The sequence below is a fragment of the Pseudomonas sp. NPDC087342 genome, assembly GCF_044744265.1.
In the GTDB taxonomy this organism is placed as follows: Bacteria; Pseudomonadota; Gammaproteobacteria; order Pseudomonadales; family Pseudomonadaceae; genus Aquipseudomonas; species Aquipseudomonas nunensis.
Map to the genome: position 1 here is coordinate 1 of NZ_JBIUXZ010000040.1, position 24324 is coordinate 24324.

23 protein-coding genes, 1 other RNA gene and 1 pseudogene are annotated in these 24324 nt (G+C 60.5%); 21 read left to right on the forward strand and 4 right to left on the reverse strand.

The features are described from left to right. The 4 genes from ACIOYV_RS32500 to ACIOYV_RS32515 all read left to right on the forward strand — a co-directional run. A partial coding sequence (locus ACIOYV_RS32500) for a cytochrome bc complex cytochrome b subunit (protein ID WP_401330495.1) occupies positions 1–788 on the forward strand: 788 nt, incomplete at its 5' end. Beyond that, a complete protein-coding gene (locus tag ACIOYV_RS32505; RefSeq protein WP_054045580.1) occupies positions 788–1570 on the forward strand; it encodes a cytochrome c1 in 783 nt (260 codons plus the stop codon). The genes ACIOYV_RS32500 and ACIOYV_RS32505, both read left to right, overlap by 1 nt. 150 nt (positions 1571–1720) lie before the next feature. Next, positions 1721–2338 (forward strand): glutathione S-transferase N-terminal domain-containing protein, encoded by a 618-nt coding sequence (locus ACIOYV_RS32510; RefSeq protein WP_008155978.1) that lies wholly within the window; start codon positions 1721–1723, stop codon positions 2336–2338. Between the two features lie 16 nt (positions 2339–2354). Then, complete coding sequence (locus ACIOYV_RS32515; protein WP_054045578.1) at positions 2355–2768, forward strand: ClpXP protease specificity-enhancing factor; 414 nt, start codon at positions 2355–2357, stop codon at positions 2766–2768. Between the two features lie 120 nt (positions 2769–2888). On the opposite strand, the gene ACIOYV_RS32520 is transcribed toward ACIOYV_RS32515, so the two are convergent. The 4 genes from ACIOYV_RS32520 to ACIOYV_RS32535 all read right to left on the reverse strand — a co-directional run bounded on the left by ACIOYV_RS32520 (position 2889) and on the right by ACIOYV_RS32535 (position 6335). Further along, on the reverse strand, positions 2889–3467 hold the full coding sequence (locus ACIOYV_RS32520; RefSeq protein ID WP_054045576.1) for a BON domain-containing protein: 579 nt from the start codon (positions 3465–3467) through the stop codon (positions 2889–2891). Further along, on the reverse strand, positions 3464–4057 hold the full coding sequence (locus tag ACIOYV_RS32525) for a phosphoheptose isomerase (protein WP_007904374.1): 594 nt from the start codon (positions 4055–4057) through the stop codon (positions 3464–3466). The genes ACIOYV_RS32520 and ACIOYV_RS32525 overlap by 4 nt, the downstream gene beginning before the upstream one ends. Before the next feature lie 104 nt (positions 4058–4161). Then, a complete protein-coding gene (locus ACIOYV_RS32530; RefSeq protein ID WP_083471265.1) occupies positions 4162–4524 on the reverse strand; it encodes a YraN family protein in 363 nt (120 codons plus the stop codon). After that, the gene (locus ACIOYV_RS32535; protein ID WP_401330501.1) at positions 4524–6335 is read right to left on the reverse strand and encodes a penicillin-binding protein activator; all 1812 of its coding nucleotides are present in this window, start codon (positions 6333–6335) and stop codon (positions 4524–4526) included. The genes ACIOYV_RS32530 and ACIOYV_RS32535 overlap by 1 nt, the downstream gene beginning before the upstream one ends. A 176-nt stretch (positions 6336–6511) precedes the next feature. Here ACIOYV_RS32535 and rsmI point away from each other — a divergent pair, with 176 nt between their 5' ends. From rsmI to ACIOYV_RS32620, 17 genes and pseudogenes are all read left to right on the forward strand, one after another. After that, positions 6512–7417: a 16S rRNA (cytidine(1402)-2'-O)-methyltransferase gene (gene rsmI / locus ACIOYV_RS32540; protein ID WP_163912037.1), complete on the forward strand. Its 906-nt coding sequence runs from the start codon at positions 6512–6514 to the stop codon at positions 7415–7417. 76 nt (positions 7418–7493) lie between these two features. Further along, an RNA gene (rnpB, locus tag ACIOYV_RS32545) (RNase P RNA component class A) lies at positions 7494–7847 on the forward strand. A 447-nt stretch (positions 7848–8294) separates the two neighbouring features. Further along, entirely contained in the window at positions 8295–8750 is a 456-nt protein-coding gene (gene mraZ / locus ACIOYV_RS32550; RefSeq protein ID WP_008147486.1) for a division/cell wall cluster transcriptional repressor MraZ, read from the forward strand. Further along, positions 8747–9694 (forward strand): 16S rRNA (cytosine(1402)-N(4))-methyltransferase RsmH, encoded by a 948-nt coding sequence (rsmH, locus tag ACIOYV_RS32555; RefSeq protein WP_054045569.1) that lies wholly within the window; start codon positions 8747–8749, stop codon positions 9692–9694. The genes mraZ and rsmH overlap by 4 nt, the downstream gene beginning before the upstream one ends. Then, on the forward strand, positions 9691–9984 hold the full coding sequence (gene ftsL / locus ACIOYV_RS32560) for a cell division protein FtsL (protein ID WP_123410156.1): 294 nt from the start codon (positions 9691–9693) through the stop codon (positions 9982–9984). The genes rsmH and ftsL overlap by 4 nt, the downstream gene beginning before the upstream one ends. Then, a complete protein-coding gene (locus ACIOYV_RS32565) occupies positions 9984–11723 on the forward strand; it encodes a penicillin-binding protein 2 (protein ID WP_177331412.1) in 1740 nt (579 codons plus the stop codon). The genes ftsL and ACIOYV_RS32565 overlap by 1 nt, the downstream gene beginning before the upstream one ends. After that, positions 11723–13186, forward strand: a complete 1464-nt coding sequence (locus ACIOYV_RS32570; RefSeq protein WP_401330506.1) for a UDP-N-acetylmuramoyl-L-alanyl-D-glutamate--2,6-diaminopimelate ligase — start codon at positions 11723–11725, stop codon at positions 13184–13186. The genes ACIOYV_RS32565 and ACIOYV_RS32570 overlap by 1 nt, the downstream gene beginning before the upstream one ends. Continuing rightward, complete coding sequence (gene murF / locus ACIOYV_RS32575; RefSeq protein ID WP_401330509.1) at positions 13179–14546, forward strand: UDP-N-acetylmuramoyl-tripeptide--D-alanyl-D-alanine ligase; 1368 nt, start codon at positions 13179–13181, stop codon at positions 14544–14546. The genes ACIOYV_RS32570 and murF overlap by 8 nt, the downstream gene beginning before the upstream one ends. Further along, complete coding sequence (gene mraY / locus ACIOYV_RS32580; RefSeq protein ID WP_054045558.1) at positions 14546–15628, forward strand: phospho-N-acetylmuramoyl-pentapeptide-transferase; 1083 nt, start codon at positions 14546–14548, stop codon at positions 15626–15628. Before murF ends, mraY begins: the two co-directional genes overlap by 1 nt. A 5-nt stretch (positions 15629–15633) precedes the next feature. Next, positions 15634–16979: pseudogene (murD, locus tag ACIOYV_RS32585) on the forward strand (UDP-N-acetylmuramoyl-L-alanine--D-glutamate ligase). Next, positions 16976–18193 (forward strand): putative lipid II flippase FtsW, encoded by a 1218-nt coding sequence (gene ftsW / locus ACIOYV_RS32590; RefSeq protein WP_054045554.1) that lies wholly within the window; start codon positions 16976–16978, stop codon positions 18191–18193. The pseudogene murD and the gene ftsW overlap by 4 nt, the downstream one beginning before the upstream one ends. Further along, entirely contained in the window at positions 18183–19253 is a 1071-nt protein-coding gene (murG, locus tag ACIOYV_RS32595) for an undecaprenyldiphospho-muramoylpentapeptide beta-N-acetylglucosaminyltransferase (RefSeq protein WP_054045552.1), read from the forward strand. The genes ftsW and murG overlap by 11 nt, the downstream gene beginning before the upstream one ends. Then, positions 19246–20706, forward strand: coding sequence for a UDP-N-acetylmuramate--L-alanine ligase (gene murC / locus ACIOYV_RS32600; RefSeq protein ID WP_054045551.1), 1461 nt, complete (start codon positions 19246–19248; stop codon positions 20704–20706). Before murG ends, murC begins: the two co-directional genes overlap by 8 nt. After that, positions 20703–21671: a D-alanine--D-alanine ligase gene (locus tag ACIOYV_RS32605; protein ID WP_401330515.1), complete on the forward strand. Its 969-nt coding sequence runs from the start codon at positions 20703–20705 to the stop codon at positions 21669–21671. Before murC ends, ACIOYV_RS32605 begins: the two co-directional genes overlap by 4 nt. A gap of 4 nt (positions 21672–21675) precedes the next feature. Continuing rightward, on the forward strand, positions 21676–22545 hold the full coding sequence (locus ACIOYV_RS32610; RefSeq protein WP_054045546.1) for a cell division protein FtsQ/DivIB: 870 nt from the start codon (positions 21676–21678) through the stop codon (positions 22543–22545). A 15-nt stretch (positions 22546–22560) separates the two neighbouring features. Beyond that, on the forward strand, positions 22561–23820 hold the full coding sequence (gene ftsA / locus ACIOYV_RS32615) for a cell division protein FtsA (protein WP_401330519.1): 1260 nt from the start codon (positions 22561–22563) through the stop codon (positions 23818–23820). 66 nt (positions 23821–23886) lie between these two features. Next, the coding region (locus ACIOYV_RS32620; RefSeq protein ID WP_401330522.1) for a cell division protein FtsZ at positions 23887–24324 on the forward strand (438 nt) is incomplete at its 3' end.

Here is a 24324-nt window from a genome sequence, read left to right on the forward strand (position 1 = left end):
GCCAGATGTCCTACTGGGGTGCTCAGGTGATCATCTCGCTGTTCGGTGCGATCCCGGTCATCGGCAACGACCTGACCCAGTGGATCCGTGGTGACTACCTGATTTCCGGTATTACCCTGAACCGCTTCTTCGCCTTGCACGTTGTGGCCCTGCCGATCGTGATCCTCGGCCTGGTGGTGTTGCACGTCCTGGCGCTGCACGAAGTCGGTTCGAACAACCCGGACGGCGTGGACATCAAGAAACACAAAGACGAAAACGGCGTACCGCTGGACGGCATTGCCTTCCACCCGTACTACACCGTGAAAGATATCGTCGGCGTGGTGGTGTTCCTGTTCATCTTCTGCTCGATCGTGTTCTTCTTCCCGGAAATGGGTGGTTACTTCCTCGAGAAGCCGAACTTCGAAGTAGCGAACGCCTTCAAGACCCCAGAGCACATCGCTCCGGTCTGGTACTTCACACCGTTCTACGCAATCTTGCGGGCGATTCCGGACAAGCTCATGGGCGTCATCGCCATGGGTGCTTCGATTGCCATGCTGTTCGTCCTGCCTTGGCTCGACCGCAGTCCGGTCAAGTCCATGCGCTACAAGGGCTGGCTGAGCAAGATCTGGCTTTGGGTGTTCTGCATCTGCTTCGTGATCCTCGGCGTGCTGGGCGTATTGGCCCCAACCCCTGAGCGGACACTGGTGTCGCAGATTTGCACCTTCCTGTACTTCGCCTACTTCATTCTGATGCCGTTCTACACCAGGCTCGAGAAGACCAAACCGGTTCCGGAAAGGGTGACTGGCTGATGAAAAAGCTATTTGCTGTATTGATTCTTGCTGCTCTGCCAGTGTTCTCCTTCGCAGCCGAACACGGTGGCCCGGAGCTGGAAAAAGTCGACATCGACGTTTCCGACAAAGCGGCCATGCAGGACGGCGCACGTACGTTCGCCAACTACTGCATGGGTTGCCACAGTGCCAAGTTCCAGCGCTATGAGCGCGTTGCCGACGACCTGGGGATTCCGCATGATCTGATGCTGAAGAACCTGGTGTTCACCGGCGCCAAGATCGGCGACCACATGAGCATCGGCATGCAGCCGGCAGACGCCAAGACCTGGTTCGGCGCAGCGCCGCCGGACCTGACCCTGGTGGCTCGCGTGCGTGGCACCGACTGGCTCTACGGCTACCTGCGTTCGTTCTATGAAGACCCGACGCGTCCTTGGGGTGTGAACAACAAGGTGTTCCCGAACGTCGGCATGCCTAACGTGCTGGTCGGCCTGCAAGGTCGCCAGGTGGTTGGCTGCAAACAGGTTCAAATCGTCGAGGACGGCAAGAAGCAGTATGATCCGCTGACCGGTACGCCGCTGACTCATGAAGCGTGCGATCAGCTGACCATCGTGCCGAAGAGTGGTGCCCTGAACGAAGAGCAGTTCGATGAGAAGGTCAAGAATCTGGTAACCTTCCTCGCTTACTCGGCTAACCCGGTAAAGCTGCAACATCAGCGCATCGGCACCTATGTATTGCTCTACCTGGCGTTCTTCTTCGTATTCGCATACTTGCTCAAGCGTGAATACTGGAAAGACGTCCATTGATAAAGCTGTAAGCAATTGCTGTTAATCGCGCGCGCCCAGGGGCGTCTCTGAAGGTGTAACGAGTCTGGTAAGCCAGGCGTTACGGGAGGCGCCCTCTGGGCGCGCGCGTTTTTCCGCTTCCGATAATTTCTACAAGCGAGGAGGACCGCCATGGGCGTGACCAATCGGTTGGCCTGTTACTCCGACCCCGCCGACCACTATTCCCACCGAGTACGCATCGTACTTGCAGAGAAGGGTGTCAGCGCCGAGATCATTTATGTGGAAGCTGGTCGCCAGCCGCCTAAACTGATCGAAGTGAACCCTTACGGTAGCTTGCCCACCCTGGTCGATCGTGACCTGGCGTTGTGGGAGTCGACCGTGGTGATGGAATATCTGGATGAGCGTTACCCGCACCCGCCTTTACTGCCGGTTTATCCTGTGGCGCGTGCAAACAGCCGTCTGCTGATTCATCGTATTCAGCGTGACTGGTGTGGCCTGGTGGATCTGATCCTGGATTCCCGGTCCAAGGAAGCCGCCCGCGTTGTCGCTCGTAAAGAGCTGCGCGAAAGCCTGACAGGCGTGTCGCCGTTGTTCGCCGACAAGCCGTTTTTCCTCAGTGAGGAACAAAGTCTGGTGGATTGCTGCCTATTGCCAATACTCTGGCGTTTGCCGATTTTGGGTATTGAACTGCCGCGGCCTGCCAAGCCGCTGCTTGATTACATGGAGCGCTCTTTCGCGCGTGAGGCTTTCCAGGCGAGTCTGTCTGGTGTCGAACGCGATATGCGCTAAGGCTTAAGGAGCCGCTATGAACTCCAGTCGACCTTATCTGGTCCGCGCGCTCTACGAGTGGATTGTTGATAACGATTGCACCCCGCACATGCTGGTCAATTCCGAATATCCGTCGGTGCAGGTGCCGCAAGGTTTCGCCAGTGATGGACAGATTGTCCTGAACGTATCGCCGGCTGCCGTGCGTCATTTGCACATGGACAACGAAGCGGTCAGCTTCGAAGGGCGCTTCGGTGGCGTGCCGCACACCCTGTTCGTGCCTATCGCGTCGATCCTGGGCATTTACGCCCGGGAGAACGGCCAGGGCATGGTGTTTGATCTGGAGTCGCCTATGGAAGACGATGAAGAGATCGAGCCGGATGATGATGTCCCGCCACCCGACAACGAACCGCCGCGTCCCAGCGGTCGACCTAGTTTGAAGGTCGTGAAGTAATAAAAAAGGCGATCCGAATGGATCGCCTTTTTTATTACTTCTGTAGGAGCCAGGCTTGCCGGCGAAGGCGATCTGGAAGGCGCCTTCGCCGGAAGGCCTGACTCTTGCAGAGGTGCGGTGTCAGTCGATGTACTCAAACAACTTCACAATCTTTTGCACACCGGAAACGCTCTGCACCAGGCTGGTGGCTTGATCGGCTTCCTGCTTGGTCAGCAGGCCCAGCAAGTAGACGATGCCGTTCTCGGTCACGACCTTGATGCGCGAGCCCGGGATGTTCGGGTCGGTGAGCATCTGGGTCTTGATCTTGGAGGTCAGCCAGGTGTCGTTCTGGCGCGCAAGGAAGCCGGATGGCGGCAGGACTTGCAGTTCGTTATGGACCTTCTTCACGCGCTGAACGGCGGAGGCAGCCTGTTCGGCCTTGGCCTTGAGGTCTGCGGTCGGCGTTTGCCCGGCCAGCAGTACGATGCCGTTGAAGCTGGTAACGACGATGTGCGAGTCGTTGTCCAGCGCCGGATCAGCCTTGGCGACGTTCACGCCGACCTTGGTGTCGATCAGGGAGTCGTCGATTTTGCTGCCGAAGGTGCGCGTGCCGCGGTCATCTTCAATCGGCGCTTCACGGCTGGCTTTAACCACCGAGGTGCAGCCGCTGATGCCGAGGCACAGGGTCAAGGCCAGAAGGCCTAGGCGATTAGGGGTCATTCTTCACTCCCGAACAGTTGGCTGTCGATCAAGTCGCAAAGGCAATGGATCGCCAGCAGGTGGACTTCCTGAATACGTGCGGTGACATTGGCCGGTACGCGAATCTCGACGTCTTCAGGCAAAAGCAGCGATGCCATGCCGCCGCCATCGCGACCGGTCAATGCTACGACAATCATTTCGCGATCATGTGCGGCCTGGATCGCTTGAATAATGTTCGCCGAGTTGCCGCTGGTGGAAATTGCCAGCAATACATCACCCGGCTGGCCAAGCGCGCGAATCTGTTTGGAGAAGATTTCGTTGTAGCTGTAGTCGTTGGCGATCGAGGTGATCGTCGAGCTGTCGGTGGTCAGCGCGATGGCTGGCAGGCTCGGGCGCTCGCGTTCGAAGCGGTTGAGCAGTTCCGACGAAAAGTGCTGGGCGTCACCGGCGGAACCGCCGTTGCCGCAGGAAAGCATTTTGCCCTCATTGAGCAGGGCGTTGACCATCACCTGGCTGGCTTGCTCGATGTGCGGTGCAAGTACGTCCATCGCCTGTTGCTTGGTGTCGATACTGGCCTGAAAAAGCTGGCGAATTCGGGATTGCATGTCCATCTGTGTGACCTTAATTAGCGCGGCTACTTGGCACATGAATGTGCAGCCCGCAAAGCAAAGAGCAAAAGTGTTGGGTGAAGGTGTCCGGTTCGGGGTGCAAGCGATCAGCTGTCGAAGGCATTCTGCAACCAGTTCAACTGATCAAGGCTGCTGTCGATGGCAACCACGTCGAAACGGCAAGGGGAATTGGCCCAACGCGACTCGCGCTGAAGAAAATACTGCGCGGCGAAAATCAGTTTCTGCCGTTTGCGCCCATCGATGCTATCGAGCGCGCCACCCCATTGAGTGTTTTTTCTGTAGCGGACTTCAACGAATACTACTGTATCGCCATCAAGCATGACCAGATCAAGCTCGCCGCGTTTGCACAACCAGTTCTGCGCCAGCAGGCGCAGACCCTGTTGTTGAAGATGCTCGAGCGCATGGCGCTCGGCATCCTGACCGCTTTGTTGGCGTGACCTGTCAGGCATCAGCGCGGGGTGTCCGGCAGGCGTTGAACCTGGCCGTTGACGAACTGTGCCCACGGCAACTGGCGTACCACACGTTGGTTCTGGGTCATGCCGAGGCTGCCCGACTGACCTTCGATGCGGCTGTCCGGCAAGGCCTTGAGTTGCCCCAGGCGCGGTGCCAGGCGATAGGCGTCAACACCCATCGCGTACAGGCGGCCAAGGCTGCCACCGGCCTGTGGCCATTGTGCAGTCACCTGTTTGCGCAGCGGATCATTGGCATCCAGCAACCATGGGGTTTCGCAGAAGCGAACGCCGTTCATGTCGTTGTACTGGTTCACGTCACCGCTGGCGCTGAACACGTGGGACGTCGCGTAGACCGGCACATCACCGGCGTACTGGAAGTTCAGGGTCGGTTTGATCTGTTGCGCCTGTTGCGGGGTGGCAGCAAGGAAGATGAACTCGATGTCCTGGCGACGGGAAGGTTGCGCGGCGACTTGCGAGCCAACAGTGCTCTGCAGGGTTTTGGCGCGACCTTCGCTCTGGCGCAGTTGGAACATGTCGGCGATTTGCTGGGCCAGTTGCACTGGCTGATCGACGCGTTCGGTTGCGACGATGCTGCCGCCGTTGGCTTGCCAGTCCTGGCTGAAGGCTCTCAGGACACGGTCGCCCCATTCGCCTTTCGGCACCATGATGGCGGCGCGATGCAGGCCGTCGGCGCGAGCGCGACGGGACACTTCGCGAGCTTCGTCTTCAGCCGCAAGACCGAACTGGAACAGCTGGGCCGGACCTTGTTCGCCTTCGCTGTAGTTCAGCGCCAGGGTGGTGATCGGCAATTGCGGGCGAGCGCTGAGCTGTTTGACCAGCGGCTTCTCCAGTGGACCGACGACCAGTTGCACGCCATCGGCCTGGGCCTTGCGATAGAACTCGTCCATCGACGTCAGCTTCGAGGTGTCATAGAACACAATGGCTGGCGGCTTCTGCCCGGCTTGTTGCGCCTGGTAGTGAGCGGCCATGAAGCCGTCACGAAGCGCCTTGCCAACCGACGCCAACGGGCCGTCCTGTGGCAGCAGCAGAGCGATCTTGCCCAGAGGCTGGCTAGCCAGTTCCTTGAGTTTGGTCAGAGGCAGCGGCAATTGAAGCGCAGCCGGGTGCTTTGGATTCTGTGCTTTCCAGGCGTCGATCGCGGCTTGCTGCTGTTCCAGGGTGCCGGCGGTTTTCACCGCCAGGGCCAGGCTCATCCAGCCGCCGAGGTCGTCGGTGGTGGTCGGCTGTAATTGATCGGTAGGCAGCGAGGCGATCAGGGTCCAGATCGCTTCGTGGTTTTTTGCAGCGGCTTCGCCTTCGAGCATCGGCGCAATAAAGATGCGCTCCCGTGCGGCGGCCAGGGTCTGGCCATCGGCTTCAAGGGCGCGGGCGTGAACGGTGCCGGTGCGCACTTGTTGCTCGACTGGCAATTCACCCAGGCGTTCCAGACTCGGATGGCTCAAGGCGGTCAGCGCCGCTTTGGGCTGGTTGCGCACCATGGCCAGTTCCGCCGCCAGGGTACTGGCGAAGACCTGTTGGCCAGGCTTGAGTTGTTCCATCGGCACTTGTTGCAGGATTTGCGCGGACTGGCCGGCATTGCCTTGACGGTAAGCCAGGTCTGCCGCGCTCAGTCGAAACAATGCAGCTTGTTCCGGCGTTTTGCTCTGGGCAGCCTTTTCGAGCAGTTGCTCGATACTGGCATCCGGGGTCCGTGGAAGTTCGCCAAGGCTGGAGGAGGGCGAGCTGGCGCAAGCCGCCAACAAGGCAGCGAGGCAGAGGGCAGTGAACAGCCGCAGGCAAGCGATCATGTAGTGTTCCTGATACTCGATCAAATTAGCGTGGAATTGTACCCAAGCACTGGCCGGGGCGCGATGTTACTGGCGTGAATCGATCAATTTAGCTCGTGCAAATGTTGCAGCACTGCACAAAAGGCCCCGAAACCAAGGGTGGCTTGCGCGCGTCGCAAGTGTCACTACGCGCTACAATGGCGACTTTTACCGATCATGAGGTGTGCGCTTTGACTGCTCCAGGTGCTTTGAATTCCGCTGCTGGCTCGCTTTATGTGGTGGCGACGCCCATCGGCAACCTGGACGACATCAGTGCCCGTGCGCTGAAAATCCTGCGTGAGGTGGCGTTGATTGCAGCCGAAGACACCCGTCATTCCCAGCGTTTGATGCAGCACTTCGGCATTGCGACACCATTGGCCGCTTGCCATGAACACAACGAACGGGATGAAGGTAGTCGTTTTATCCAGCGCCTGCTGGCCGGCGACGATGTGGCGTTGATCTCCGATGCCGGGACGCCGCTGATTTCCGATCCGGGTTATCACCTGGTGCGCCAGGCGCGCGCGGCGGGGATCAATGTGGTGCCGGTTCCGGGTGCTTGCGCCTTGATCGCGGCATTGTCGGCGGCGGGTTTGCCCTCGGATCGTTTCATCTTTGAGGGCTTCCTGCCGGCCAAGGCCGTCGGGCGTCGGGCTCGTCTGGAGCTGGTCAAGGAAGAGCCGCGCACACTGATTTTCTATGAGGCCCCGCACCGGATTCTCGAGTGTCTGCAGGACATGGAACTGGTATTCGGCGGCGAGCGCCCGGCGTTGCTGGCCCGGGAAATCACCAAGACCTTCGAAACCCTCAAGGGTTTGCCGCTCGCCGAGTTGCGTGAATTCGTCGAGTCCGACAGCAATCAGCAGCGCGGTGAATGCGTGGTGCTGGTGGCGGGTTGGTCGGCACCGGAGACGGAAGACGCGGTCAGCAGCGAAGCGATGCGTATCCTCAATCTGTTGCTCGAAGAAATGCCGCTCAAGCGTGCCGCAGCCCTGGCGGCGCAAATTACCGGCGAGCGCAAGAATGTTCTCTATCAAGTCGCGCTGGATAAACAGAAGGGCGAGTAAAAACCCGACGCGCAGGAGTGGCCAAAGGCGTTTAGCGCTTGTTCTTCGGCCGCTCTGCCGTTAACCTTCGCGGCGGAGAGTCGATTGGACAGTCGCTGCCCTCTATGAAAATTAGGGGGGGGAGGAAAGTCCGGGCTCCATAGGGCGAAGTGCCAGGTAATGCCTGGGAGGCGTGAGCCTACGGAAAGTGCCACAGAAAATAACCGCCTTAGCGCGTCGGCGCCGGTAAGGGTGATTAGGTGCGGTAAGAGCGCACCGCACGTCTGGCAACAGTTCGTGGCTATGTTAACCCCACTTGGAGCAAGACCAAATAGGGTCCCAAGGCGTGGCCCGCGCTGGGACCGGGTAGGTTGCTAAAGATGTCCAGTGATGGCCATCGTAGACGAATGACTGTTCAAGACAGAACCCGGCTTACAGATCGACTCTCCACCTTATTTTCTTTCCCTGCTTTAATCATTGAGCAGGGCATCGGTGCCCACAATTTCCCTTTGTCCGTAATGACTGGCGAAGGGTTTTTATGATATCGATTAGCCAGTGATTCCGGCTATGCGCAAAACACCCCGCAACACCGATTTCCCTCCGTACATAAACACCAGCAGACCCTCCGTCGTAATACCGAAAAAATCTTACTCTTAACAAATTACATTAACTTTCGAGCGCAGCCATCAGTGCTGAATCAAGTTATTGAGCAAAAACATACGCCATATTCCCGTTACCCCTCCTTTTACGCTCCTAAATCTCCGTTCTGTAAGGCTTTTCCTTTAATCCGCGCCTTGACGGTGTGGTGGGCGCATTCCTATAGTGTGCGCAAGTGGCGAAAAGTGGCATGAAGTGGGTTTTTTGAGCTCAAAACGCTAAAAATTGGAGAAACGCTGACGTGTTTCGCGGAGCTAATGCAATCAGTCTCGATGCAAAGGGCCGTCTCGCTATGCCGAGCCGGTACCGTGACGAGTTGGTTTCGCGTAGTTCCGGTCAACTGATCGTCACCATCGATGCCGTTGATCCGTGTTTGTGTGTTTATCCCCTCGATGAGTGGGAAATTATTGAAACCAAACTGCGCGCACTGCCTTCGCTTCGCGAAGAGAACCGCCGCCTGCAACGTTTGCTGATTGGTAATGCCGTCGACCTCGAGCTCGATGGCAGTGGTCGTTTTCTGGTTCCGCCGCGTCTGCGCGAATATGCCAAGTTGGATAAGCGCGCAATGTTGGTAGGCCAACTGAACAAGTTCCAATTATGGGACGAGGATGCCTGGGATGCGGTTTCTGCCGCTGACCTGGCTGCTATTCAACAACCGGGCGCGATGCCTGATGAACTGCGTGATTTGATCCTGTGACTATTGATAGCGGCTTTAACCACATCACCGTACTGCTCGACGAAGCCGTGGAGGCTCTCGCCGTACGTCCTGATGGCTGCTATCTGGACGGCACGTTCGGACGTGGCGGACACAGTCGGTTGATCCTCAGCCAGCTCGGCCCTGACGGCCGGCTCCTCGGATTCGACAAAGATCCTCAAGCGATTGCCACCGGGCAAACGCTAGCGGCCGAAGACGGCCGCTTTGTCGTTGTGCAGCGTAGCTTTGCCGAGCTCGGTTCGGAAGTCGTCGAACGCGGTCTGGCGGGCAAGGTCAGCGGCGTTTTGCTCGATCTTGGCGTCTCGTCGCCACAGCTCGACGACCCTGAGCGCGGCTTCAGTTTCCTCAACGATGGCCCGCTGGACATGCGCATGGACCCGTCACGCGGGATCAGCGCTGCCGAATTCGTCAACACCGCGCCGGTGGAAGAAATCGCCCGGGTGTTCAAGGAATACGGCGAAGAACGTTTCTCCGGCCGCATGGCCCGTGCCGTGGCCGAGCGCCGCGACATCAAGCCGTTCGAGCGTACTGCCGACCTGGCCGAAGTCCTGAAAGTCGCCAACCCTGCATGGGAAAAGGGCAAAAACCCGGCCACCCGTGCGTTCCAGGGCCTGCGTATTCACGTCAACAACGAACTGGGCGATCTGGAAGCCGGCCTTGAAGCCGCTCTGGAATGCCTGGAAGTCGGTGGTCGCCTTGTGGTCATCAGCTTCCATTCGCTGGAAGACCGCATCGTCAAACTGTTCATGCGCAAACTGGTGAAAGGCGAAGCCGACAACCTGCCGCGCAACCTGCCGGTTCGTCACGTTGCTTTCGAACCCAAAATCAAAGTCCATGGCAAAGCGCAGTCCGCCTCCGAGGCCGAACTCAAAGCCAACCCACGTTCCCGTAGCGCCATCATGCGCGTCGCGGAGAAGCTGCGGTGAGCAAGCTTTTCGCCAAGCCACTTCCCGGCGGAAGCTTTTTCATGCTGCTGCTGTTTGTTGGCGTGCTCGTGTCGGCCATCGGTGTGTCTTACAGCGCCCACTGGAACCGTCAGCTATTGAACTCGCTGTACAACGAGTTGAGCGTGCGCGACAAGGCGCAGGCCGAGTGGGGCCGGTTGATTCTCGAACAGAGCACCTGGACCGCCCACAGCCGTATCGAAGTGCTGGCCACCGAACAACTGAAGATGCGCATTCCCGGCGCCGCTGAAGTACGGATGGTGGCGCCATGATGAAACTCGAAGGCGCACTCTTCCCGTGGCGGTTCCGCGTGGTCCTGGGTTTGCTCGGTATCATGGTGGCCGCAATCTGCTGGCGCATCATCGACCTGCAAGTGGTCGACCGTGACTTCCTTAAAGGTCAGGGCGATGCGCGCAGCGTTCGTCACATTCCTATTCCGGCTCACCGTGGTCTGATCACCGACCGTAACGGCGAGCCTTTGGCCGTGAGTACCCCGGTCACCACTCTGTGGGCCAACGCCAAGGAAATGCAGCTGGCCAAAGAGAAGTGGCCAGCACTGGCAGCCGCGCTGGGTCAGGATCCGAAAGCACTGACCGAACGCCTTGAAGCCCAGGCCAATAAAGAATTCATCTACCTGGTGCGCGGGTTGACCCCCGAGCAGGGCCAGTCGGTGCTCGACCTGAAAGTGCCCGGCGTCTACGGCATCGAAGAGTTCCGCCGTTTCTACCCGGCCGGTGAAGTCACCGCGCACATGGTCGGCTTTACCGACATTGACGATCACGGGCGCGAAGGCGTCGAGCTGGCCTACGACGAATGGCTGGCTGGAGTCGCCGGCAAGCGACAGGTCATCAAGGATCGGCGCGGCAGGCTGATCAAGGATGTTCAGGTCACCAAAAACGCCAAGGCCGGCAAGCCCTTGGCGTTGTCCATTGACCTGCGTCTTCAATATCTGGCCAACCGCGAGCTGCGTAACGCGATCATCGAGAACGGCGCCAAGGCCGGCAGCCTGGTGATCATGGACGTGAAGAGTGGCGAGATCCTCGCCATGGTCAACCAGCCGACCTACAACCCCAACAACCGTCGCAACCTGCAACCGGCGATGATGCGTAACCGCGCGATGATCGACGTGTTCGAACCCGGTTCGACCATGAAGGCGATCTCCATGAGTGCCGCCCTGGAAACCGGGCGCTGGAAGCCGAGCGACACCGTCGAGGTGTATCCGGGCAGCCTGCAGATCGGCAAGTACACCATCAAGGACGTTTCGAAGACCGAAGGTCCGGTGCTCGATCTGACCGGCATCCTGATCAACTCCAGTAACGTCGGCATGAGTAAGGTCGCGTTCGATATCGGCGGCGAAACCATTTTCCGTCTGGCGCAGAAAGTCGGCCTCGGCCAGGACACTGGCCTGGGCTTCCCGGGCGAGCGCGTCGGCAACCTGCCGAACTACCGCGAATGGCGCAAGGCTGAAACCGCCACGCTGTCCTACGGCTACGGTATTTCGGTGACAGCGATCCAACTGGTTCACGCCTTCTCGGCGCTGGCCAACAACGGTCGCATCGCGCCGCTGACCCTGATCAAGACCGACAAGCCACCGCAGACCACCCAGGTGATCCCGGAAAAAGTCGCGAAGACCATGCAAGGCATGCTGACCCAGGTGATCGAGGCCCCACGCGGTGTATTCCGTGCGCAGGTGCCGGCGTATCACGTGGCCGGCAAGTCGGGTACCGCGCGTAAAACGTCGGTGGGCACCAAAGGCTACGCCGAGAATTCCTATCGATCGCTGTTCGCCGGTTTCGGCCCGATGAGCGATCCGCGTTTCGCCATTGTTGTGGTGATCGATGAACCGTCCAAGGCCGGTTACTTCGGTGGCCTGGTATCGGCGCCGGTGTTCAGCAAAGTGATGTCCGGGACCTTGCGCCTGATGAACATCACCCCGGACAACCTGCCACCGACCCAACAGGCCAACGCTACACCGGTCGTTCCGCTGAAAGCCAATGGAGGGCGCGGCTGATGTCTCTGAGTCTGAACAAGATTTTCGCGCATGCCGGTCGTGATCTGTTGATCCGCGAACTGACCCTCGACAGCCGCAACGTGCGGGCAGGCGATTTGTTCCTCGCCGTCCCTGGCGGCAAATTCGACGGGCGTGCGCACATTGCCGACGCGTTGCAGCGTGGCGCGGCTGCCGTGGCGTATGAAGTCGACGGTGCCACCGTGCTGCCGATCACTGACGTGCCGCTGATTCCGGTCAAAGGCCTGGCGGCGCAGCTGTCGGACATTGCCGGGCGCTTTTATGGCGACCCGAGCCGTCACCTGAACCTGGTCGGCGTCACCGGCACCAACGGCAAAACCAGCGTGACGCAATTGGTCGCCCAGGCGCTTGACCTGCTCGGTCAGCACTGCGGCATCGTCGGCACCCTGGGCACCGGTTTCTACGGCTCGCTGGAAAGCGGCCTGCACACCACGCCGAATCCGATTGCCGTACAAGCGACCCTCGCCGACCTGAAAAAGGCCGGGGCCAAAGCCGTGGCCATGGAAGTTTCTTCCCACGGTCTGGATCAGGGTCGCGTGACTGCGTTGGCGTTCGATGTGGCGGTGATGACCAACCTGTCCCGCGACCACCTGGACTATCACGGCACCATGCAGGCCTACGGCGAAGCCAAGGCCAAGCTGTTTGCCTGGAACAATTTGAAATGCCGGGTGATCAACCTCGACGACGAATTCGGCCGCGAACTCGCTGCTGATAAGCGTGAGTCGCGCCTGATCACCTATAGCCTGGAAAACTCCAGCGCCTACCTGTATTGCCGCGAAGCGCAGTTCGATGACGAAGGCGTACGCGCCACGTTGGTCACGCCACAAGGCGAGCACCATTTGCGCAGCACCTTGCTCGGTCGTTTCAACCTGAGCAATGTTCTGGCTGCGGTCGGTGCCTTGCTCGGCCTGGACTACGCGCTGGACGAAATCCTCAAGGTCCTGCCGAAACTCGAAGGCCCCGCCGGTCGCATGCAGCGCCTGGGCGGCGGTACTCAGCCGCTGGTGGTGGTCGATTACGCCCACACCCCCGACGCGCTGGAAAAAGTTTTGCTGGCCCTGCGCCCCCACGCCAAAGGCCGACTGCTGTGCCTGTTCGGTTGTGGTGGTGATCGCGATCGCGGCAAGCGTCCGCTGATGGCTGAAGTGGTCGAGCGCCTGGCCGATGGCGTGCTGGTCACTGACGACAACCCGCGCACCGAAGATCCATCGGTGATTTTCGATGACATCCGCGCCGGTTTTACCGCTGTGGATAAAGTCACCTTCGTCGCGGGCCGTGGCCAGGCGATTGCGCAATTGATCGCCAGCGCTTCGGCGGATGACGTGATTGTCCTGGCCGGTAAAGGTCACGAGGACTATCAGGAAATCAATGGCGAGCGCCACGCGTTCTCCGATCTGGTCGAGGCTGATCACGCCCTGACCGCGTGGGAGGTGGCCCATGCTTAAAGCCTTGAAGCTGAGCGAACTGACCAGCGCGCTGAATGCTCGTCTGGTCGCTGCCGACGCGAGTTTCGACGGTGTCAGCATCGACAGCCGCGCGATCAAGCCAGGCCAGTTGTTTATTGCCCTGACCGGTCCGCGCTTCGATGGTCATGACTATCTGAATGACGTTGCCGGTAAAGGCGCCGTCGCGGCACTGGTCGAGCGCGAAGTCGCCGACAGCACCTTGCCGCAACTCGTCGTGAAAGACACTCGCCAGGCCCTCGGTCAACTCGGCGCGCTGAACCGTGCTGCTTATAGCAACCCGGTCGCAGCAGTGACCGGTTCCAGCGGCAAGACCACGGTCAAGGAAATGCTCGCGAGCATCCTGCGCACCCGCGGTCCGGTGCATGCGACCCGTGGCAACCTGAACAACGACCTCGGCGTGCCGCTGACCCTGCTCGAACTGGCGCCGGAACACACCGCCGCCGTGATCGAACTCGGTGCTTCGCGCCTGGGTGAAATTGCCTACACCGTGGGCATGACCAAACCCCACGTGGCCATCCTCAATAACGCCGGGACCGCCCACGTCGGTGAGTTCGGCGGGCCGGACAAAATCGTTGAAGCCAAGGGCGAGATTATCGAAGGGCTGGATGCCGATGGCGTCGCCGTTCTGAATCTCGACGACAAGGCGTTCGGTATCTGGAAGGCCCGCGCTGGCAGCCGCAAAGTGCTGACCTTCGCCCTGAACAACCCAAGCGCCGATTTCTACGCCAGCGACCTCGATCGCGATGCTCGCGGTTGCCCGGCCTTCAACCTGCACAGTCCTGAAGGTGTGGAACGGGTTCAACTGAACCTGCTCGGCACCCATAACGTCGCCAATGCCATGGCCGCTGCCGCTGCTGCGCATGCCTTGGGCGTGTCGCTGTTCGGCATCGCCACTGGCCTGGGCGCGGTTCAGCCGGTCAAGGGCCGCACCGTCGCGCAACTGGCGACCAACGGCATGCGCGTGATTGATGACACTTACAACGCGAACCCCACCTCGATGTGCGCCGCCGTTGATATACTCGCCGGCTTTTCCGGACGCACCGTTCTGGTGCTCGGGGATATCGGCGAGTTGGGCGACTGGGCAGAGCAGGGGCACCGCGACGTGGGCGAGTACGCCCGTGGCAAGGTTTCCGCGCTTTACGCAGTCGGGCCAATGATGGCTCACGCCGTGAACGCATTTGGCCCGCAGGCCTTTCACTTCAGCACCCAGGCTGAACTGATCGAAGCCCTGGGCGCCGAGCAAGATACAAACACCACTATTTTGATCAAGGGCTCGCGTAGCGCTGCGATGGAAAACATCGTCGCCGCTTTGTGCGGGTCCAGTCTGGAGAAACATTAATGCTGCTGCTGTTAGCGGAGTACTTGCAACAGTTCTACAAAGGCTTCGCGGTCTTTCAGTACCTGACCCTGCGCGGGATTCTCGGTGTGCTGACCGCGCTGGTTTTGTCGCTGTGCTATGGCCCGTGGATGATCCGCACGTTGCAGAACCGTCAGATCGGCCAGTCCGTTCGTAATGACGGTCCACAATCGCACCTGTCCAAATCCGGCACCCCGACCATGGGCGGCGCGTTGATTCTGTCGTCCATCGGCGTCAGCACGTTGCTGTGGGCTGACCTGAGCAACCGTTACGTCTGGACCGTGTTGCTGGTGACCTTGCTGTTCGGCGCCATCGGCTGGGTCGACGATTACCGCAAGGTGATCGAGAAGAACTCGAAAGGCCTTCCGAGCCGCTGGAAGTATTTCTGGCAATCGGTGTTCGGCCTCGGCGCGGCAATCTTCCTTTATATGACCGCAGCGACTCCGGTGGAAACCACCCTGATCCTGCCGATGCTCAAGGACTACAGCATTCCGCTGGGCATTGGTTTTGTGGTCCTGACCTACTTCGTGATTGTCGGCTCGAGCAACGCGGTCAACCTGACTGACGGCCTCGACGGCCTGGCGATCATGCCGACCGTGATGGTGGGCGGTGGTCTGGGGATCTTCTGCTACCTGTCGGGTAACGTGAAGTTCGCTGAATACCTGTTGATCCCTTACGTACCCGGCGCCGGTGAACTGATCGTGTTCTGCGGCGCGTTGATCGGTGCGGGCCTGGGCTTCCTCTGGTTCAACACCTATCCGGCACAAGTCTTCATGGGCGACGTCGGCGCGCTGGCGCTGGGCGCAGCCCTGGGCACCATCGCGGTGATCGTCCGTCAGGAAATCGTCCTGTTCATCATGGGCGGCGTGTTCGTGATGGAAACCCTGTCGGTGGTCATCCAGGTGGCCTCCTTCAAGATGACCGGGCGCCGCGTGTTCCGCATGGCGCCGATCCACCACCACTTTGAACTCAAGGGCTGGCCTGAGCCGCGCGTGATCGTCCGTTTCTGGATCATCACCGTGATTCTCGTACTGGTCGGCCTTGCCACCCTGAAGCTGAGGTAGAACGAGTGTCTCTGATCGCTTCTGACCACTTCCGCATCGTTGTCGGCCTCGGAAGAGCGGCATGTCCCTGGTTCGCTACCTGGCGAACCGGGGCACGTCGTTTGCCGTGGCCGATACGCGGGAAAATCCACCGGAACTGGCCACGCTCAAGCGTGACTATCCGCACGTGGAAGTGCGTTGTGGCGAGCTGGACGTCGAATTCCTGTGCCGTGCCGACGAGCTCTACGTGAGCCCCGGCCTGGCGCTGGCGACCCCGGCCCTGCAGGCTGCCGCCACCCGTGGCGTGAAATTGTCCGGCGACATCGAGCTGTTCGCGCGTAACGCGAAAGCGCCGATTGTCGCCATCAGCGGTTCCAACGCGAAAAGTACCGTCACCACCCTGGTCGGCGAGATGGCCGCTGCGGCGGGCAAGCGTGTGGCGGTCGGCGGCAACCTCGGCACCCCGGCGCTGGACTTGCTCAGCGACGACGTCGAGTTGTACGTGATGGAACTGTCGAGCTTCCAGCTCGAAACCACCGATCAACTCAACGCCGAAGTGGCGACCGTGCTCAACGTCAGCGAAGACCACATGGACCGCTACAGCGGCCTGCCGGCCTATCACCTGGCCAAGCACCGGATCTTCCGCGGAGCCAAGCAGTTTGTGGTCAACCGTCAGGACGCCTTGAGCCGTCCGTTGATGGGCGAGGGTCAGCCATGCTGGACCTTCGGTCTGAGCAAACCCGATTTCAAGGCGTTCGGTATCCGCGAAGAGGATGGCGAGAAATATCTGGCCTTCGAATTCCAGAACCTGATGCCGGTGCGCGAATTGAAGATTCGTGGCGCGCATAACCAGTCCAATGCCCTCGCGGCACTGGCGCTGGGGCATGCCGTTGGCTTGCCGTTCGATGCCATGTTGTCGAGCCTGCGCACCTTCGCTGGCCTCGAACATCGCTGCCAATGGGTCCGTGACCTGGACGGCGTGGGCTACTACAACGATTCCAAAGCCACCAACGTCGGCGCCGCACTGGCCGCCATCGAAGGACTGGGTTCGGACATTGATGGCAAGGTCGTGCTGATCGCCGGTGGCGACGGCAAAGGTGCCGAGTTCAAGGATTTGCGTGATCCGGTGGCGGCCAACTGCCGCGCCGTGATTTTGATGGGCCGCGACTCCGACAAGATCGGCGAAGCCATTGGCGATGCCGTGCCGCTGATCCGTGTCGGTTCGCTGGTCGAAGCCGTGGAGCAATGCCGCGCCGCTGCGCACCCCGGTGACGTGGTGCTGTTGTCGCCAGCCTGCGCCAGTTTCGACATGTTCAAGAATTATGAAGACCGTGGTCACCAGTTCGTCCGCGCTGTGGAGGATCTGGCATGAGCCTGCGAAATATCATCAAGCCGTATCCATCGCCAATCATCACCGGGCGCGGCATCGACCTCGACTTCCCGATGCTCGCCGGTTGCCTGGCCTTGATCGGCCTCGGGCTGGTGATGATCGCCTCGGCATCGACCGAAGTTGCTGCCGCGCAGTCGGGCAGCGCGCTGTATTACATGATTCGCCACCTGATCTATATCGTTCTGGGCCTGGGAGCCTGCGTCATCACCCTGATGATCCCGATCGCCACCTGGCAGCGCCTGGGCTGGCTGATGCTGTTGGGCGCGTTCGGTTTGCTGGTGATGGTGATCGTCCCGGGGATCGGCCGTGAAGTGAACGGCTCGATGCGCTGGATCGGTTTCAGCTTCTTCAACGTTCAGCCGTCCGAGATCGCCAAGGTGTTCGTGGTGATCTACCTTGCCGGTTACCTGGTGCGTCGCCAGAAAGAAGTGCGCGAAAGCTGGATGGGCTTCTTCAAGCCATTCATCGTTCTGCTGCCAATGGCCGGCCTGTTGCTGATGGAGCCGGACTTCGGTGCCACCGTCGTAATGATGGGTGCGGCAGCGGCGATGCTGTTCCTCGGCGGGGTCGGGCTGTTCCGGTTCTCCTTGATGGTGGTGCTCGCGGTCGCGGCGGTAGTGCTGTTGATTCAAGTGCAGCCGTATCGAATGGCGCGTCTGACCAACTTCGCCGACCCATGGGCCGACCAGTTCGGCGCCGGCTATCAGTTGTCCCAAGCCTTGATCGCGTTCGGTCGCGGCGAATGGCTGGGTGTGGGCCTGGGTAACAGCGTGCAGAAACAGTTCTACCTGCCGGAAGCCCACACCGACTTCGTGTTCTCGGTGTTGGCCGAAGAGCTGGGTGCCGTGGGTTCGCTGTGCACGGTCGCGCTGTTCGTCTTTGTGTGTATTCGCGGCATGTACATCGGCTATTGGGCCGAGAAGGCCAAGCAATTCTTCGCCGCCTACATTGCCTACGGTTTGTCGTTCCTGTGGATCGGTCAGTTCCTGATCAACATCGGCGTGAACGTCGGCCTGCTGCCGACCAAAGGTTTGACCCTGCCGTTCCTCAGTTACGGCGGCAGTTCGTTGGTGATCTGTGGTGCCTGTCTGGGCTTGTTGCTGCGCATCGAGTGGGAGAGTCGAACCCATCTGGGCAGCGAAGAGACCGAATTCCAGGAAAGCGACTTCGCCGAGGAGTCGACCCATGGGCGCTAACGTATTGATCATGGCGGGCGGCACCGGTGGACACGTGTTCCCGGCACTGGCCTGCGCGCGCGAATTCCAGGCCCGCGGCTACACCGTGCATTGGCTCGGTACGCCACGCGGCATCGAAAACGATCTGGTCCCGGCGGCCGGTCTTGAGCTGCATCGCATCAACGCCAGCGGATTGCGCGGCAAGGGCAAGCTGTCGCTGCTCAAGGCGCCGTTCATGTTGCTGAAGTCGGTCTGGCAGGCGCGGGCGATCATTCGCCGGTTGCGGCCGGTGTGCGTGGTCGGCTTCGGTGGTTATGTGACCGGCCCTGGTGGCGTCGCAGCCAAACTGTCCGGCGTACCGGTGATCGTTCACGAGCAGAACGCCGTGGCCGGTACCGCCAATCGGTTGCTTATGCCGTTGGCCGCCCGAGTCTGTGAAGCGTTCCCCGACACCTTTACCCTGTCGGACAGCCGTCGGACCACCGGTAATCCGGTGCGCACCGAGCTGTTCCTCGAAACACCGCGACCAGCCCTGGCCGGTCGCAAGGCGCGTTTGCTGATCCTGGGCGGAAGCCTGGGCGCAGAACCGTTGAACAAGTTGCTGCCTGAAGCCCTGTCGCAAGTCGCCGTCGACCTGCGCCCGGAAGTGTTCCATCAGGCCGGCAAAAATCACGATGAAGTGACTGCGCAGCGCTATCGCGAGGCTGGCGTCGAGGCGCAAGTGCAGCCGTTCATCAAAGACATGGCTCAAGCCTATGGCTGGGCCGACCTGGTGGTGTGCCGTGCAGGCGCATTGACCATCAGTGAACTGGCCGCCGCCGGTCTGCCCTCGATGCTGGTGCCTTTGCCCCACGCCATCGACGATCACCAGACCCGCAACGCCGAATATTTGGCCCGTGAAGGCGCTGCCTTCCTGATGCCGCAAAGAACGACTGGCGCCGCAGATCTTGCCGCGCGCCTGACAGAGGTCCTGATGCAACCGCAACGACTCAATGACATGGCCAACGCGGCCCGCCGCCTGGCGAAACCCGATGCAACCCGTAACGTCGTCGACACCTGCCTGGAGGTGGCCCATGGTTGAGAATCAGAAAGCCATGCCGCACCCGGAAATGCGCCGCATCCGTCGCATCCACTTCGTCGGTATCGGCGGCGTGGGCATGTGCGGTATCGCCGAAGTGTTGTTGAACCTGGGCTATGAAGTGTCCGGTTCCGACCTCAAAGCTTCGCCGGTGACCGAGCGCCTGGAATCTTTCGGTGCGCACATCTATATCGGCCACCGTGCCGAGAACGCCGCGAACGCCGATGTGCTGGTGACGTCCAGTGCCGTGAACACCTCCAACCCGGAAGTCGCCACCGCCCTGGAACGCCGGATCCCGGTGGTGCCGCGTGCCGAAATGCTTGCCGAGCTGATGCGCTATCGCCACGGCATCGCCGTCGCCGGTACCCATGGCAAAACCACCACCACCAGCCTGATCGCTTCGGTGTTCGCGGCCGGTGGCCTGGACCCGACGTTCGTCATCGGTGGCCGTCTGAATGCTGCGGGCACCAATGCCCAACTCGGCACCAGCCGCTACCTGATCGCCGAAGCCGACGAAAGCGATGCGAGTTTCCTGCACTTGCAGCCGTTGGTGGCCGTGGTCACCAACATCGACGCCGACCACATGGCGACCTACGACGGTGACTTCAACAAACTGAAGAAAACCTTCGTCGAGTTCCTGCACAACCTGCCGTTCTACGGTTTGGCCGTGGTGTGCCTGGACGATCCGGTGGTGCGTGAAATCCTGCCGCTGGTCAAACGCCCGACGGTCACCTATGGCTTCGGCGACGACTGCGATGTGCGCGCTATCAATGTGCGCCAGCAAGGCATGCAGACCTTCTTCACGGTCCTGCGTCCTGAGCGCGAGCCGCTGGATGTCTCGGTGAACATGCCGGGCAACCACAACGTATTGAACGCCTTGGCGACCATCTGCATCGCCTCTGACGAGGGCGTCAGCGATGAAGCCATCGTCCAGGGCCTGTCCGGGTTCCAGGGTGTCGGCCGACGCTTCCAGGTCTACGGCGAACTGCCGGTAGACGGCGGCAGCGTGATGCTGGTCGACGACTACGGTCACCACCCGACCGAAGTCGCCGCAGTGATCAAAGCCGTACGCGGTGGCTGGCCGGAGCGTCGCCTGGTGATGGTTTACCAGCCGCACCGCTACAGCCGCACACGCGACCTGTACGACGATTTCGTCAATGTCCTGGCCGATGCCAACGTCCTGCTGCTGATGGAAGTCTATCCGGCTGGCGAAGAGCCGATCCCGGGTGCCGACAGCCGCAAGCTGTGCAACAGCATTCGCCAGCGCGGTCAGTTGGACCCGATCTACATCGAGCGCGGTGTCGACCTCGCGCCAATCGTCAAGCCGCTGCTGCGCGCCGGCGACATCCTGCTGTGCCAGGGCGCCGGTGATATCGGCGGTCTCGCACCGAAATTGTTGAACAGTCCGTTGTTCGTGGGCGCGGTTGCCGCGCCTGCCGTGGGGAAGTTGAAATGACTGCTGCTTACGCCAACCTCGTCTCCACCCTCGCGCCGAAAGATTTCGGTCGCGTTGCCGTGCTGTTCGGCGGCAAGAGTGCCGAGCGTGAGGTGTCCCTGAAGTCGGGCAATGCGGTTCTCGAAGCGCTGCAAAGCGCCGGTGTGAACGCGTTCGGCCTCGACGTGGGCGATGACCTGCTGCAGCGCCTGCTCAACGAAAAAATCGATCGCGCCTTCATCATTCTCCACGGTCGTGGCGGTGAAGACGGCAGCATGCAAGGCCTGCTCGAATGCCTGGGCATTCCCTACACCGGTAGCGGCATCTTGGCCTCGGCACTGGCCATGGACAAACTGCGCACCAAACAGGTCTGGCACAGCCTCGGGATTCCGACGCCACGCCACGCGGTACTGAGCTCCGAGGCCGATTGTATTTCGGCGGCGACGGAACTGGGCTTCCCTTTGATCGTCAAACCGGCCCATGAAGGTTCAAGTATCGGTATGGCCAAAGTGACTTCCGCGTCTGAGTTGATCGACGCATGGAAAGCGGCCAGTACCTACGATTCGCAAGTGTTGGTCGAGCAATGGATTCAAGGTCCGGAGTTCACCATCGCCACCCTGCGTGACCAGGTGTTGCCACCGATTGCCCTGGGCACCACGCACAGCTTCTACGACTACGACGCCAAGTACGTGGCTTCCGATACCCAGTACCGGATCCCTTGTGGCCTGGACAGCACCAAAGAAAAAGAACTGATGGACCTGACGGCGAAAGCCTGTGAGGCGCTGGGTATCGCCGGTTGGGGCAGGGCAGACGTGATGCAGGACGCCGACGGGCAGTTCTGGTTTCTCGAAGTCAACACCGCACCGGGCATGACCGATCACAGTCTGGTGCCAATGGCGGCCCGTGCCGCCGGCCTGGATTTCCAGCAACTGGTTCTGGCGATTCTGGCCGCCAGCATTGCCGGCAACAACGAGCCGCGAGGTTAAGACCATGCAAGGCGCTCAGCTGAGACATCAGCCCCCCGCACCACCCGGCCGCAAGCCGGTGCCGCGGGGTGCCAGCCGAATGGTGGCCAAAGAGCCGATGTCTGCGCGCCTGCCGAAAGCCAATTTTGGTTTTCTCAAAGCCTTGTTCTGGCCAGTGCTGCTGGTAGCGCTGGGGTTCGGCACTTACGAAGGCGCGCAGCGTTTGCTGCCCTACGCCGACCGGCCGATCACCAAGATCAACGTGCAGGGCGACTTGAGTTACATCAGCCAGCAAGCAGTGCAGCAGCGGATCGCCCCGTACGTGGCGTCGAGCTTCTTCACCATCGACCTGGAGAGCATGCGTACCGAGCTTGAAACGATGCCATGGATTGCCCACGCCGAAGTGCGTCGGGTGTGGCCGGATCAAGTCGTGATTCGCCTGGAAGAACAACTGCCGGTGGCCCGTTGGGGCGATGAGTCGCTGTTGAACAACCAGGGCCAGGCGTTCACCCCGCGTGAGCTGGCGAACTACGAACACTTGCCACAGCTGTTCGGTCCACAACGGGCCCAGCAGCAAGTGATGCAGCAATACCAGGTGCTGAGCCAGATGCTCAGGCCATTGGGCTTCTCGATTGCACGCCTGGAATTGCGTGAACGAGGCAGCTGGTTCCTGACCACCGGTGCCGGCAGTTCCGGCCCGGGAATCGAACTGCTGCTGGGACGCGGCAACCTGGTGGAAAAGATGCGCCGCTTCATTGCCATCTACGACAAAACGCTTAAAGAACAGATTACGAACATTGCGCGCATCGATCTGCGCTACGCCAACGGCCTCGCTGTTGGCTGGCGGGAACCTGTAGCGCCCACGACAGCCCAACCCGCTGTCGCGAAGAATTAAGAAGAGGCAGGACCCATGGCAAACGTGCAAAGCGGCAAAATGATCGTCGGTCTCGATATCGGCACCTCCAAGGTGGTGGCGCTGGTAGGCGAGGTCTCGGACGACGGCACGCTGGAAATCGTCGGGATCGGCACTCATCCGTCCCGCGGCCTGAAGAAAGGCGTGGTGGTGAACATCGAGTCCACCGTGCAATCGATCCAGCGCGCCATCGAAGAAGCGCAGCTGATGGCCGGTTGCCGGATCCACTCGGCGTTCGTCGGCGTGGCGGGCAATCACATCCGCAGCCAGAACTCCCACGGCATCGTGGCGATTCGTGATCGCGAAGTCAGCGCCGCCGACCTTGAGCGCGTCCTCGACGCTGCCCAGGCCGTGGCGATCCCGGCTGACCAGCGCGTGCTGCACACCCTGCCGCAGGATTACGTGAGCGATAACCACGAAGGCGTTCGTGAGCCCCTGGGCATGTCGGGCGTACGTCTGGAAGCCAAGGTCCACGTGGTGACCTGCGCCGTCAACGCTGCACAGAACATTGAAAAATGCGTGCGTCGCTGCGGTCTGGAAATCGACGACATCATTCTCGAGCAGCTTGCTTCCGCGTATTCGGTCCTGACCGACGACGAGAAAGAGTTGGGCGTGTGCCTGGTGGACATCGGCGGCGGTACCACCGACATCGCGATCTTCACCGAAGGCGCGATCCGTCACACCGCGGTGATCCCGATTGCGGGCGATCAGGTGACCAACGACATCGCCATGGCGTTGCGCACCCCGACCCAGTACGCCGAAGAAATCAAGATTCGCTACGCCTGCGCCCTGGCCAAACTGGCCGGTGCCGGTGAAACCATCAAGGTGCCAAGCGTTGGCGACCGTCCACCGCGCGAACTGTCCCGCCAGGCCCTGGCCGAAGTGGTCGAGCCGCGCTACGACGAACTGTTCACGCTGATCCAGGCCGAACTGCGTCGCAGCGGCTACGAAGACCTGATCCCGGCCGGCATCGTGCTGACCGGCGGTACGTCGAAAATGGAAGGCGCGGTCGAACTGGCCGAAGAGATTTTCCACATGCCGGTCCGCCTGGGCGTGCCCCATGGCGTCAAGGGCCTGGATGACGTGGTGCGCAACCCGATTTATTCCACTGGCGTTGGCTTGTTGATGTACGGCCTGCAAAAGCAGTCCGACGGGATTTCGTTCTCGGGCATCAGCAGCCGCGACAGTTACAGCAATGAAGAAGCCAAACCCGCCTTGCTCGATCGCATCAAGAGCTGGGTACAAGGCAACTTCTAAAGAATTACCGCAACACCGCAACAAACGCAGTAGGCGAAAAAACTAGAGAATGTAAGGAGAGGGAAAATGTTCGAACTCGTAGACAACATCCCCGCAAGCCCGGTTATTAAAGTTATCGGTGTTGGCGGTGGCGGCGGAAACGCCGTAAATCACATGGTCAAAAGCAACATTGAAGGCGTTGAGTTCATCTGCGCCAACACTGATGCCCAGGCGCTGAAATCCATCGGCGCGCGGACCATCCTGCAATTGGGTACCGGTGTGACCAAAGGTCTGGGCGCCGGCGCCAACCCTGAAGTAGGTCGTCAGGCCGCTCTCGAAGACCGTGAGCGCATTGCCGAAGTCCTGCAGGGCACCAACATGGTGTTCATCACCACTGGCATGGGCGGCGGTACCGGTACCGGTGCTGCGCCGATCATCGCCGAAGTGGCCAAGGAAATGGGGATCCTCACCGTTGCGGTGGTGACTCGTCCGTTCCCGTTCGAAGGCCGCAAGCGTATGCAGACC